The sequence below is a fragment of the Gordonia sp. NB41Y genome, assembly GCF_030718915.1.
In the GTDB taxonomy this organism is placed as follows: domain Bacteria; phylum Actinomycetota; class Actinomycetes; order Mycobacteriales; family Mycobacteriaceae; genus Gordonia; species Gordonia desulfuricans.
Genome location: NZ_CP132196.1, coordinates 639,961 through 651,480 on the forward strand (window position 1 = coordinate 639,961; position 11,520 = coordinate 651,480).

Consider the following 11,520-nt stretch of genomic DNA (forward strand, 5'->3'; position numbering starts at 1 on the left):
CCGGATTCGGCGTCCACACAGGGCCGATGGCCCCGGCGTGTACATCGGTGCCCGGAGCCGATGCACACGGTATAACCAGCTCATGACGACAACCATCCTGCAGAATGCACGGCTGATCGACGGAACCGGCGCCGACCCGGTTGCGGACGCGGTCCTGGTGATCGACGACGGCAAGATCACCTACGCCGGATCTGCGGCCGGGGCGCCGCAACCCGAGGACCCCGCCAAGGTGGTGACCGTCGACGTCGGTGGCAACACGATCTGCCCGGGCTTCTTCGACTGCCACGTCCACCTGTCGCTGCCCGGCACCAAGGGCTCCCCGATCATGTCGGCGATGGTGCCGCCGTCCTACCGCTACTTCGAGCTCATCGACCGGCTCAAGACCACCATCGGCGCCGGTGTCACCACCGTCCGTGACCTCATGGGTGTCGACGTCGGCGTGCGCGACGCGGTCGCCCACGGACTCGTGGCCGGACCCCGACTCCTGGTGGCCGACAAGATGTTCAGCCAGACCGGCGGCCACGCCGACTTCCACATCCCCTCCGGCATCGACGGCACCGGACTGGTCGGCGGCCTGATCGTCGACACCGTCGACGATGCGCGCCGCGAGGTCCGCAAGCTCCTGCGCGAGGGCGTCGACGTCATCAAGGTCGCCTCCAGCGGTGGCGTGACCTCCCCGAGCGATGATCCCGACTGGCTGGGCGCGCGCACCGAGATCGTCGCCGCACTGGTCGAGGAGGCCGACAACTACGGTGGCCGCAAGGTCGCCGCCCACGCGATCGGCCTCGCCGGCATCCAGGCGGCCGTCCAGGGTGGCGCGCACAGCGTCGAGCACGGCTACGCCCTCACCGACGAGCTGCGCTCGGAGATGGTCGACCGCGGCCAGTTCCTGGTGCCGACCCTCATCGAGACCCTCAAGCCCGACACCGCGACCCCGCAGGCCGTCGCCAAGAGCACCAAGTGGCATGCGCTGGCCCACGAGTCCATCGCCGCCTCGGTCGCCGCCGGCATCAAGGTCGCCGTCGGTACCGACGCCGGCCTGGTCCCCGATCACGGCGCCACCCTGGGCGAGCTCGGCTGCCTGGTGAAGTTCGGCGGCATGACGCCGATGCAGGCGATCGTCGCCGGCACCCGCACCTCGGCCGAGCTCTGCGACGTCGCCGACAAGCTGGGCACGCTGGAGGCCGGCAAGCTGGCCGACGTCGTCGTCGTCAAGGGTGATCCGCTGGCCGACATCGATTCGCTCGCCGACCACGACAACATCCTGCTCGTCCTCAAGGAGGGCAAGACCGCCAGCAACCGCGGCGCCTACGCTCTCTGACCCGCTGAGCTGACACGGTCGGACCGACATCGAGGTCCCCTCCCGGATGGGAGGGGACCTCGATTGTTCTGTGTGGGTCGCGCGCAGGTGACCGCAAGCGGGTGGTGGTCGCGTACCGGCCTCGGGCGGCGGAGGTTTCGACACGCCTCGTCGCTTCGCTCCTCGTCGGCTCAACCACCGGACGAACACCCATCGGACCGCAAAAACACCCGAGCCCAACCACCGAACGAACGCCAATCGGCACGCAAGAACACCCGAGTCCAACCACCGGACGAACGCCCCTCGCCACGCAGGATCACCCCCGACCAACCACCGGACGAACACCCCTCGGCACGCAAGAACACCCCAGCCCAACCACCGAACGAACACCCCTCGGCACGCGAGATCACCCGGCCACTCCACCGAAATCCCGGCCCACCAACGAATTCGGGCGCCCGGCGCAATGCCGGACGCCCGATGAGGTGTCACTCCCGAGGGACTAACCCCTTCAGGGTTCGTCGGGGAGTCGGAGTTCTGGCTTCTCGAGTTCCTCGATGTTGACGTCCTTGAACGTCAGCACCCGGACCTGCTTGACGAAGCGTGCCGGACGGTACATGTCCCACACCCAGGCGTCACTCATCCGCAGCTCGAAGTACACCTCGCCGTCGGAGTTGCGGGGGATCATCTCCACCGCGTTCGCAAGGTAGAAGCGGCGCTCGGTCTCGACCACGTATTTGAACTGGCCGACGATGTCCTTGTACTCGCGGTACAAGGACAACTCCATCTCGGTTTCGTACTTCTCGAGATCCTCAGCGCTCATCCTGTAAGCCTATCGCGGGTGTTGTTGCTGCTGGTGGCGGTGCCACCCTGGGTGGAGGGCTGCCCGGGACGCACCCGGGCAGCCACGTTTCGGTAGGACATGCGGTGCTGCACCGACGGGCCGTGCTCGTCGAGGCAGGACATGTGCAGGGCCGTGCTGTAGCCCTTGTGGACGGCGAACTCGTAGCCCGGCACCTCGGCATCCATCGCGACCATGATCCGGTCGCGGGTCACCTTGGCGATGATGCTGGCCGCGGCGATGCAGGCCGCCGCACCGTCGCCGCCGATCACCGGCAGGGAGGGCACGGTGAGGCCGGGTACCGCGAATCCGTCGGACAGCACGTAACCGGGGGTCAGGTCGAGACCGGCGACGGCGCGCCGCATGCCCTCGATGTTGGCGACGTGGATGCCGATGCGGTCGATCTCGTCCGCACCGATCACCACCGCCGACCACGATTCGGCGTACCGGGTCACCGACCGATACAGCTTCTCGCGGGCCGCCTCGGTGAGCTTCTTGGAGTCGTCGAGCTCGGCGAGCGAGGCCAGTTGCGTCGGTTTGAGCACACAGGCGGCCACCACCAACGGTCCGGCACAGGCTCCACGGCCGGCCTCGTCGACGCCGGCCACCGGCCCCAGACCGCTGCGGTGCAAGGTGAACTCGTAGGTGCGCAGGCCTGCGGCCCGGCGTACCGGCAGGCGTGGTGGCCAACGACTCATGGTCGGCCTCCCATCCTCTGCCGGTCGGCTGTGTCCGGCCGGAACCAGTTCTGCGTCACGATCATCCATGTCATTGCTGGGGATCGATCGAGGCGACACCACCCATCCGGGAGAAGGGGTAGATGACGAATCGCGTCTTGCCGCGGATGTTGTCGATCGGCACGGTGCCGTCATCGGTGATCACGCCGTTGCTGTCGGTGACGATGTGATACCGCGAGTCCGACGAGCGGGTGCGGTTGTCGCCCATCATGAAGGCATGACCCTCGGGTACCTTGATCGGCCCGAAGCTCTTGCCCAGACACGGCGTGAGCTGACCTTCGGCGTTCACCGCGTCGGCGTCGGCGATGAGGTTCTCCGCCAGGTTCTGCCGCTGCAGCGCCATGTCGACGTACGGCTCGTGCAACGGCTTGCCGTCCACCGTGACGCCGACGTTCTGGTCGTTGTTGCACTCGATCGTCTGACCGCCGACGGCGATGATCCGCTTGACGTAGTCGTTCTCGTCCGGCGGGGCGAACCCGAACCAGGACATGCCGTCCTGCAGACCGTGCACGACGGTGTTGCTCGATCGCGGCGAGACCCACGGGCCGCCCCACGAGTCGGGCACCTTGAACACCACCACGTCACCCGGCGACGGGTCACCGAAGCGGTAGCTCAGCTTGTCCACCACGATGCGGTCGTTGGTGCAGCCGTCGCATCCGATCAGCGTCGGTTCCATCGACTCGGAGGGGATGACGTACTGGCGCCCGATGAAGGTCTGCAGAATCCAGCTGATCAGCAGCACACACGCGACGATGATGATCGTCTCGCGCAGCAGTGAACTCCTGCCACCCTTGGGCTTGTCGTCTTTGGTCCGCCACGGACGCGAGGTCGGCTCCTCGGCGGAGCCGACCTCGTCGTCGGAACGGTGATCGTCTCTGCGGTCGTCGCCTGACCGGTTGGTGTCAGCCACGTCGTCAGAGTAGACGCGTCAGCGCTTTTCCTTGATCTTGGCAGCCTTGCCGCGCAGATCGCGCAGGTAGTACAGCTTGGCGCGACGCACGTCGCCGCGGGTCAGCACGTCGACCTTGGCGATGTTCGGGCTGTGCACCGGGAAGGTGCGCTCCACGCCGACGCCGAAGGACACCTTGCGGACGGTGAAGGTCTCGCGGACGCCACCGCCCTGGCGACGGATCACGACGCCCTTGAAGACCTGAACGCGCTCCTTGGAGCCCTCGATGACCTTGACGTGGACGTCAAGGGTGTCGCCGGGGCCGAAGGCGGGGATGTCGTCGCGCAGCGACTGCTTGTCGAGAGAGTCCAGGGTGTTCATGTGTCTGGTCCTATTCTGGCTTGGCGTGAACAGAGGAACCTGGCGGCCCGTCGACACCGGCCAGGAAGACCTGACCAGCACATCTGGGGTTCGACCGGTTCGTGCTCCGAGTCATGGCGTCATCCTGGGTGAGGCGGCATGCAGCGATGCACCCTCACCAGGCAACCCGACTATTGTGCCAGACCGACCCCTGCACGACGAAATCGCCACCGGCCACCGGACACACCGACATCACCTCGGCCGCGGCCAGCGCCGATCGTGCCGCCGGCCCCGGCGGATTCGGCGAGGCGACGACGAGCGGTACCGCGCCCACCGACCGCAGATGGTCGACGATCGCGATCTCCGGCGCCCGACCGTCCGCGGCGAGGTCCTCGGTCATCATCACCGTCAGCCCGGGCCGCAGGTAGGGCACGGGATCGCTGGTCCCGACGACGATCGTGCGCCGCCCGTCGGTGTCGGTTCCCAGCCCGACTGCGACGTCGATCCACATCGCGACTTGCCCGGAGAGCCCGGCGTGCGCCTGGCGGGCCCGTCGCACCAGCCACTCCACCTCGCCGCGGGTGAGCGAGGTGTCGGGCTCGTCGCGGGCGGGCTCGGTGCGCGGTGGCCCTCCACCCATCCCGACCGGGTCCGCCCCCTGCGCCGCGAACGCCCCGAACGCCCCCAGCCCGCCCAGTGCCCCCAGCCCACCGAGCGGCAGCATGCCGGCCGTCGCGGCGGGTGCCGGTGAGGTGTACCCGGACGGTGGCTGCGCCGAGGTCTCGGTGCCGGTGGGATCGGCCTCGGTGGGATCGGATTGGGCGGGATCAGGCCGCGCCGCGACGGCGGCATCGTCGGCGTACTCCTCCCCCGCGGTCGTCATCGCGAACCGGCCGGCACTCGCCGCGAACACGCGCAACGAGTCGTCGCCGAGCGTGGCGGCCACCTCACCGGCGGCCTGGTCCCTGGCCCACACCCCGGCGACGACACCCATCCGGGCACGGCTACCGGTGACCACGTCGGCATAGCGGTCCAGCGCACCGGCGACGGTGGCCAGTGCCGCGCCGGCCGCACCCGGCCCGGCCGCGCTCAGTGGCCGCCCCGACGCCCCGATCTCGCGCACCAGGCGCCCCTCGCCGACGACGGGGTCGTGGTGCAGGGCATCGAGTTCGGCGGCCAGCTCGTCGGCGCGTGTGGCCAGGCCGGCCACGGTCGCGGCGAGGCGTCGGAGGTCGTCCGGGTCGGTGGTCGGCCAGTGCTCCCCTGCCGCGTTCCTGGTGAGGTCGGCATCATCGGATGCATCCCCGACCGTCATCGGCCGTCCCGTACGCCGGTACCGGACCCGCCGTGACCGGCGGCGTCGATGTCACCGGCGGCGTCGATGTCACCGGCGGCGTCGAGGTCGGCGTCCTGCACCGCCGCCACCGCCTGCACGATCCGGTTCGCCTGCTCGGCGGCCAGGTCGGCCGCGGTGCCGACCGCGGCGGTCGCGGCGTCGGCGAGTGAGCGCAGTCCGGCACGGAAGACCTGGGCACCCCGATCGGCGCCGAGTGTCGAATCGACCTCGGCGAGAAGGTCTTCCAGAGCCGCACCGAGTTCGGTGAGCCGGCCCGCCACGATGTCGATCCCCTCGGCGAGCCGGTGTGCGGCGTCGGGATCGATCCCCATCCGGTCGGTGCTCATCAGGCCTCGTCGACGAGGACGTCGTAGCCGGGTTCGATCTCGGTCAGGGCGGTCAGCACCTGGGCACGCCGGATGCGCAGCCGGGCATCGGCATCGTCGACGAGGTCGGTGATGAGCTGGGCGAGTACGGGTGCGCGATGACGACGCAGGGCCGCGGGTTCGATGGTGAGGTCGGTGAGTTTGCCGCGGGCGTCGACGGTCACCGAGATCAGCTTGTCGGCACTGACCGCGCATGCGGTGAGATCGGCGAGAACGCCCTGGGCGTGGTTCAATTCGGCCCGCTGTCGGGCGATCTCGTCGACGACGTCCGCCCAGCGTTGCCCCCGGCCCGTGACCATGCGCGCCTCCCCCTCGGATCCGCAATGCAGGTCGGTCGAGTGTAGCCCGCGTTCACCGCCGGCATCGGGCGACCATCCACAGGTCGGGCGTGCAGGTCAGGCGGGGGCGCCGGACTCCGGTTCGGGCAGCAGATCGGGGCGGCGCGCACGCGTACGCTCGAGCGACTGTTCATGCCGCCAGGCGGCGACCTTGGCGTGGTCACCGCTGAGCAGCACCGGCGGGACCGGGAGGTCACGCCACACCTCAGGCCGGGTGTAGCTGGGACCCTCGAGCAGCCCCTCGGAGAACGAATCCTCTTGGTGTGAACGGGGATTGCCGAGCACACCGGGAATCAGGCGGACGGCGGCCTCCACCATGGCCAGGGTCGCGACCTCGCCGCCGATCAGGACGAAGTCACCGAGCGAGACCTCCTCGACGCGCACGCGCCGGGCGGCGTCGTCGAAGACGCGCTGATCGATGCCCTCGTAGCGTCCGCAGGCGAAGACGAGGTGCTCCTCGCCGGCCCACCGCTGTGCGGTGGCCTGCCGGAACGGGACGCCCGCCGGGGTCGGGACCACCAGCAGGGCGTCGTCGGGGCACACCGCGTCCAGGCACGGCCCCCACACCTCGGGTTTCATCACCATGCCGGGTCCGCCGCCATAGGGCGAGTCGTCGACGCTGCGGTGCACGTCGTGCGTCCAGTCGCGCAGGTCGTGGACACCGAACTCGATGATCCCGCGGTCGATCGCCTTGCCCAGCAAGGCGACCCGCATGGGTTCGAGGTATTCGGGGAAGATGGAGACGATGTCGATGCGCACGCCTCAGCGCTCCCCCGCCTCGTCGGCGGCGTCGGGGTCGATCAGACCGTCGGGCGGATCGATGACGATGCCCGTACGGGTCACGGTCGGTACGATCTCGCGCACGAACGGCACGAGTACCTCACGGTTGTCGGGGGTACGCACCGACAGCAGGTCGTTGGCCGGCAGATGCAGGATCGACTCCAGCACGCCGACGTGGGTGCCGTCGACGTGGGTGACCGGCACGCCCTCGAGTTCATGGTCGTAGAACTCGTCGGGGTCGTCGCCGGAGTCGACGTCGGCGGAATCCACCAGGAAGAGGGTCCCGCGCAGCGCGTCGGCCGCCGACCGGTCGGCGATCTCCTTCAACGACAGCAACAGCCGCCCGGCATGATCCCGGGCGGCTGTCACCGTGAAGGTTCGCTCGCCACCGCCGCGCGGCAGCTTGCCGCGCAGCGTGGCTCCGGTGGCGAACCGCTGCTGCGGTTCATCGGTGCGGACGTCGACGACGACCTCACCGCGGATGCCGTGGGACTTCGCCACACGGCCCACCACGAGCTCCATACGGCGTCGTCAGCGGTCGGTGTCGACGATGTCGACGCGCATGCCGCGGCCACCGATGCCACCCACCAGGGTGCGCAGGGCGGTGGCGGTGCGGCCGTTGCGGCCGATGACCTTGCCGAGATCCTCCGGGTTGACGTGGACCTCGACGAGGCGGCCACGACGACCGGTGATCAGCTCGACACGCACGTCGTCAGGGTTGGCGACGATGCCGCGCACCAGGTGCTCGACGGCGTCGGCGACGACAGCGCTCACGCCTGGGCCTTGTCACCCTCGGCGGCGGCCTCGTCCTTGGCACCCTCGGCGGCCTCGTCCTTCTTGGCGGCCTTCTTCTTGGGGGTGATCGCCTCGGCGACCGGCGCGCTGTCGGCGGCGGCCAGCGCAGCGTTGAACAGGTCCAGCTTGGACGGCTTCTCGGCAGCGGTCTTCAGGGTGCCCTCGGCGCCCGGCAGGCCCTTGAACTTCTGCCAGTCACCGGTGATCTTCAGGAGGGCGGCGACCGGCTCGGTCGGCTGTGCGCCCACGCTCAGCCAGTACTGCGCACGCTCGGAGTCGACCTCGATCAGCGAGGGCTCTTCCTTGGGGTGGTACTTGCCGATGGTCTCGATCGCGCGGCCGTTGCGGCGGGTGCGCGAGTCGGCGACGATGATGCGGTACTGCGGGTTGCGGATCTTGCCGAGCCGCGTGAGCTTGATCTTGACAGCCATGTCTTCTCTTCTTTCAGTGGTCACTGCGCAATTCGGACGACCCGGCGGAGGTGCCGAGCCCGGTTTTGCGATCTATTCGGGTGTGACCGTCGGTCGGTACGTGACCGGCTCCGACGAACCAGCAGACAATTCTGCCAGACGAGACCCGATGAACCGAAATCGCGAGGCCGCACGGTGGCGCGCAGGGGCGTGGGACGGGCCCGAAAAGGGAGCGGCATGTGGTTACCCACCCCGCGAGAGGTAACCACATGCCTGCGCGCTCGACCCGATGACCTGGGTGGGTGATGCGGGCCGTTCGCTCCCCCTCGCGGCCGCGGCGATCACGCTCCCACCCGCCGGTTCCGGCGGGGAATCATGCAACGCACATGAAACCCTACCGAAGAGTAATAAAACTGACCAACGTCCGTTGGGTGATCTGACTCACAACCATCGCGACTGTGGCCCGTATTTCACCAGGAACGCCCAGATCGGGCACCCCCGGTGTGAACACCGTGCTCAGACGCCACAACTGCCCCAGACGCGGGCATCGGGAGCGTGGGCCGACAGGCGCCGCGAGGGGTCCGGTCGGAACTCAGACCGGCAGGCCGGAGCACACGATCTCGGTCGGGTGCCGCAGCACGCCGGGATCGGTGGTCGGGTCGGTGTCGAACACCAGGAAGTCGGCGCGGTCACCGTCGGCGAGGATGCCGGCGTCGAGCCACCGGCGTGGCGCGGTACTGGCCGCGGCGATCGCCTCGCGGACCGACATCCCGATGCCGGTCAGTGCGTCGATCTCGTCGACGATGCGGCCGTGCTCGACGAAGCCACCCGCGTCGGTACCGGCGTAGATGGCCACCCCGGCCTCGCGGGCCGCCGAGAACGTCTGCGCGGCACGGGCGTACAACGACCGCATATTAGCGGCGTAGGTCGGGAAACGGTCTGCGCCGTCGGCGATCCCAGGAAAGTTCTCCACCTGGATCATGGTGGGCACCAACGCGATCGAGCGGTCGACCAGGGCGTCGATGTGATCGGCGGTCAGCCCGGTGCCGTGTTCGATGCAGTCGACTCCCGCCTCGATCAGGTCACCGAGGGCATCGGTCCCGAAGACATGGGCGGTGATCCGCGCTCCCCCGGCATGTGCGGCGGCCACCGCGGCCTCGAGCTGCGTCCGGTCCCACAGCGGGGCGAGGTCGCCGACCTCACGGTCGATCCAGTCGCCGACGATCTTGACCCAGCCGTCGCCGTCGGCGGCCTGGCGGGCGACCTCGGCGGCCAGCTCGTCGGGGTCGTCGAGGTCGATGCCGTAGTCGCGCAGGTACCGCTTCGGCCGCGCGATGTGCTTGCCCGAGCGGATGAACCGCGGACACGTCGGGTCGTCGTCGAGCGGATGGGTGTCCAGCGGCGACCCGACCTCGCGGATCAGCAAGGTTCCGGCACGGGCGTCGGCGCGGGCGAACTCGCGGGCCCGGTCTATCGTCACCCCGAGGCCGGGAGCGATCCCGACGTGATTGTGGGCGTCGACGAACCCGGGCAGGATCCACACACCGTCGGCGGCGGTCACCGCCCCGGCGGCCGGGGTGCGGCTGATCACCTCACCGGTGACCCACAGTTCGACCGGTTCGTCGGTCAGCGGGTCGCGGCCGCGATAGTGTCGCGGGGTCGCAACCGCACCGGTGCCGGCCACGGCCTACTTCTTCTTCTTGGGCTGCTGGAACTGCGAGACGTCGATGCCCTCGAGCCCCGGCGGCATCTGGTCGAGCCCCGGCGGCATCGCCGACAGGTCCGGGAATCCGGCCGGCATCCCACCGGGCATACCGGGGAATCCGCCCCGCACCTTCGGCTGCGTCGGACCGCGTCCCTTGCCCTTGCCCTTGCGGCCCTTGCCCTTGCTCTTGCGGTTGGACTTGCGGCCGGGGCCCAGGCCCATCCGGCCGGACATCTGCGCCATCATCTTGCGCGCCTCGAAGAACCGGTCGACGAGCTGGTTGACCTCGCTGACGGTCACACCCGAACCGTTGGCGATGCGCAGGCGGCGGGAGGCGTTGATGATCTTCGGGTTGTCCCGCTCGGCCGGGGTCATGCCGCGGATGATCGCCTGCACCCGGTCGAGCTGCTTGTCGTCGACCTGGGCGAGCGCATCCTTCATCTGGCCGGCGCCGGGCAGCATACCGAGGATGTTGCCGATCGGACCCATCCGCCGGATCATCAGCATCTGCTCGAGGAAGTCCTCGAGGGTCAGCTCGCCCTGGCTGATCTTGGCGGCGGCTTCCTCGGCCTGCTGCGCGTCCCAGTGCTGCTCGGCCTGCTCGATGAGGCTGAGCACATCGCCCATGCCGAGGATGCGGCTGGCCATCCGGTCGGGGTGGAAGACGTCGAAGTCCTCGAGCTTCTCACCCGACGAGGCGAACATGATGGGCCGGCCGGTGACCTCACGGACCGACAGCGCCGCACCGCCGCGGGCATCACCGTCGAGCTTGGTGAGGACCACACCGGTGAAGTCGACACCCTCGGCGAACGCCTCGGCGGTGGTGACCGCGTCCTGACCGATCATCGCGTCGACGACGAACAGGACCTCGTCCGGCGATGTGGCCGTACGGATGTCGGCGGCCTGCTTCATCAGCTCCGCGTCGATGCCGAGGCGGCCGGCGGTGTCGATCACGACGACGTCGTAGTGCTTGGCGCGGGCCTCGTCGACACCGGCGGTGGCCACGGCCACCGGATCGGCCGCCGACACCCCGAGCGGGTTGGTGCCGGTGGGGGCGCCCTCCCCGGTGACCGAGGTGCCCGGATGCGGCGCGTAGACGGGGACGTCGGCGCGCTCACCGACGATCTGCAGCTGTGAGACCGCACCCGGGCGCTGGAGGTCACAGGCCACAAGCAGCGGGGTGTGGCCCTGCTTCTTGAGCCAGGCACCGAGCTTGCCGGCCAGGGTCGTCTTACCGGCACCCTGCAGACCGGCGAGCATGATCACCGTCGGCGGGGTCTTGGCGAAGGCCACCCGGCGGGTCTCACCACCGAGGATGCCGACGAGTTCTTCGTTGACGATCTTGACGACCTGCTGCGCCGGGTTCAGCGCACCGGAGACCTCGGCACCCTTGGCACGTTCCTTGATCCGCGCGATGAAGGACCGCACCACCGGCAGGGAGACATCGGCCTCGAGCAGGGCCAGACGGATCTCACGACAGGTCCGGTCGATGTCGGCGTCGGACAGCCTGCCCTTGCCACGCAGGTCGGAGAGCGCACCGGTCAACCGGTCGGAGAGGGAATCGAACATTCTCCCATCCTCGCATGTCGGCCGGACCCGGCGCCCGCCCGGCCGGACGATGTCGTCATCGGTGTGGTGACGACATC

The 11,520-nt window shown here is 69.2% G+C and carries 14 protein-coding genes; 1 reads left to right on the forward strand and 13 read right to left on the reverse strand.

Annotation, left to right across the window (positions count from 1 at the left end):
- Window positions 1-82 precede the first annotated feature (82 nt).
- Entirely contained in the window at window positions 83-1,321 is a 1,239-nt protein-coding gene (locus Q9K23_RS02680; RefSeq protein WP_053778748.1) for an amidohydrolase family protein, read from the forward strand.
- Window positions 1,322-1,808: 487 nt separating this feature from the next.
- Here Q9K23_RS02680 and Q9K23_RS02685 read toward each other — a convergent pair whose 3' ends face one another.
- From Q9K23_RS02685 to ffh, 13 genes are all read right to left on the reverse strand, one after another.
- Window positions 1,809-2,120, reverse strand: coding sequence for a DUF2469 domain-containing protein (locus Q9K23_RS02685; protein WP_020790197.1), 312 nt, complete (start codon window positions 2,118-2,120; stop codon window positions 1,809-1,811).
- Complete coding sequence (locus Q9K23_RS02690) at window positions 2,117-2,836, reverse strand: ribonuclease HII (RefSeq protein ID WP_053778775.1); 720 nt, start codon at window positions 2,834-2,836, stop codon at window positions 2,117-2,119. The genes Q9K23_RS02685 and Q9K23_RS02690 overlap by 4 nt, the downstream gene beginning before the upstream one ends.
- A 70-nt stretch (window positions 2,837-2,906) precedes the next feature.
- Entirely contained in the window at window positions 2,907-3,785 is an 879-nt protein-coding gene (gene lepB / locus Q9K23_RS02695) for a signal peptidase I (protein ID WP_020790207.1), read from the reverse strand.
- An 18-nt stretch (window positions 3,786-3,803) separates the two neighbouring features.
- Window positions 3,804-4,145 carry a 50S ribosomal protein L19 gene (gene rplS, locus Q9K23_RS02700; protein WP_020790199.1) on the reverse strand — a complete coding sequence of 114 codons (342 nt, stop codon included), beginning with the start codon at window positions 4,143-4,145 and terminating at the stop codon, window positions 3,804-3,806.
- 154 nt (window positions 4,146-4,299) lie between these two features.
- Entirely contained in the window at window positions 4,300-5,439 is a 1,140-nt protein-coding gene (locus Q9K23_RS02705; RefSeq protein WP_059035097.1) for a hypothetical protein, read from the reverse strand.
- Window positions 5,436-5,807: a hypothetical protein gene (locus Q9K23_RS02710; protein ID WP_059035099.1), complete on the reverse strand. Its 372-nt coding sequence runs from the start codon at window positions 5,805-5,807 to the stop codon at window positions 5,436-5,438. Before Q9K23_RS02710 ends, Q9K23_RS02705 begins: the two co-directional genes overlap by 4 nt.
- Complete coding sequence (locus Q9K23_RS02715) at window positions 5,807-6,145, reverse strand: YbaB/EbfC family nucleoid-associated protein (RefSeq protein ID WP_020793940.1); 339 nt, start codon at window positions 6,143-6,145, stop codon at window positions 5,807-5,809. Before Q9K23_RS02715 ends, Q9K23_RS02710 begins: the two co-directional genes overlap by 1 nt.
- A 96-nt stretch (window positions 6,146-6,241) precedes the next feature.
- Window positions 6,242-6,943, reverse strand: coding sequence for a tRNA (guanosine(37)-N1)-methyltransferase TrmD (gene trmD, locus Q9K23_RS02720; RefSeq protein WP_053778751.1), 702 nt, complete (start codon window positions 6,941-6,943; stop codon window positions 6,242-6,244).
- A 3-nt stretch (window positions 6,944-6,946) separates the two neighbouring features.
- Window positions 6,947-7,486 carry a ribosome maturation factor RimM gene (gene rimM, locus Q9K23_RS02725; protein ID WP_020793390.1) on the reverse strand — a complete coding sequence of 180 codons (540 nt, stop codon included), beginning with the start codon at window positions 7,484-7,486 and terminating at the stop codon, window positions 6,947-6,949.
- Window positions 7,487-7,495: 9 nt separating this feature from the next.
- On the reverse strand, window positions 7,496-7,738 hold the full coding sequence (locus tag Q9K23_RS02730; protein WP_020793386.1) for an RNA-binding protein: 243 nt from the start codon (window positions 7,736-7,738) through the stop codon (window positions 7,496-7,498).
- Complete coding sequence (gene rpsP, locus Q9K23_RS02735; protein WP_020793388.1) at window positions 7,735-8,190, reverse strand: 30S ribosomal protein S16; 456 nt, start codon at window positions 8,188-8,190, stop codon at window positions 7,735-7,737. Before rpsP ends, Q9K23_RS02730 begins: the two co-directional genes overlap by 4 nt.
- Before the next feature lie 571 nt (window positions 8,191-8,761).
- A complete protein-coding gene (locus Q9K23_RS02740) occupies window positions 8,762-9,853 on the reverse strand; it encodes an amidohydrolase family protein (RefSeq protein ID WP_053778752.1) in 1,092 nt (363 codons plus the stop codon).
- A gap of 3 nt (window positions 9,854-9,856) precedes the next feature.
- Complete coding sequence (gene ffh / locus Q9K23_RS02745; protein WP_053778753.1) at window positions 9,857-11,443, reverse strand: signal recognition particle protein; 1,587 nt, start codon at window positions 11,441-11,443, stop codon at window positions 9,857-9,859.
- Window positions 11,444-11,520 lie beyond the last annotated feature (77 nt).